Raw genomic sequence first — 873 nt, 5'->3', positions numbered from 1 at the left:
AGCCTCTCGACGCTGGCCGACCAGGTCGGCGCCGTGACCGCATTGCTGGAACCTTTGCAGGCACTGATCGAGGCGCATGTCCTGGCCGCCGAACGCCTTCATGGAGATGATACAACGGTACCGCTTCTTGCCCGCGGCGGAACAAAGACCGCGCGGCTCTGGACCTATGTTCGCGATGACCGCCCCTTCTCCGGGACCGCCCCGCCGGCCGTTGTCTTCAAGTTCTCCCGCGATCGGGCGGGCGAACATCCACTTGGGCATTTGAAGGGCTGGCAAGGCATCCTGCAGGCCGACGCCTATGCCGGATACAACCAGCTCTACCAGGGTAATCGCAAGCCGGGCCCTGTTCTGCCCGCGCTATGCTGGTCGCATGCGCGCCGCAAGTTCTTCGAGCTTGCCGATGTCGAGGGCAACATCCGCAAAGGCAAGTCGCCTGAAGACATCTCGCCGATCGCCTTTGAAGCGGTGAAGCGGATCGACAGGCTGTTCGAAATCGAGCGCGAGATCAGCGGCCTTGATGCCGCTGCCCGTCTGGAGGCACGCCAGCGTCTGTCGGCGCCACTGGTGGGCGAACTGGAAGCATGGCTGCGGTCCGAACGGGCGCGGCTCTCGAAACATGCCAAAGTCGCCAAAGCGATCGATTACCTTCTGTCGACTGCGCACTGGCCCGGGTTCACCCGATTCCTTAAGGACGGCCGGGTTTGCCTCAGCAACAATTGCGCGGAGCGTTCACTGCGTGGCGTGGCTCTCGGCAGGAAATCATGGCTCTTCGCTGGCTCCGAGCGCGGTGGCCACCGCGCCGCCGCCATGTACACGCTGATCGGCTCGGCGAAGCTGAACGGCATCGACCCGCAGGCCTGGCTTGCCGATGTC

At 64.0% G+C, this 873-nt stretch carries 1 protein-coding gene; it reads left to right on the top strand.

The genetic code is table 11. From position 1 onward, the window contains the following. A partial coding sequence (locus CK944_RS22295; RefSeq protein WP_146038777.1) for an IS66 family transposase occupies positions 1–873 on the top strand: 873 nt, incomplete at both ends.

The sequence above is a fragment of the Paracoccus sp. SY genome (assembly GCF_002901215.1).
Taxonomy (GTDB): domain Bacteria; phylum Pseudomonadota; class Alphaproteobacteria; order Rhodobacterales; family Rhodobacteraceae; genus Paracoccus; species Paracoccus acridae.
This window is presented reverse-complemented; position numbering and strand designations above follow the sequence as displayed.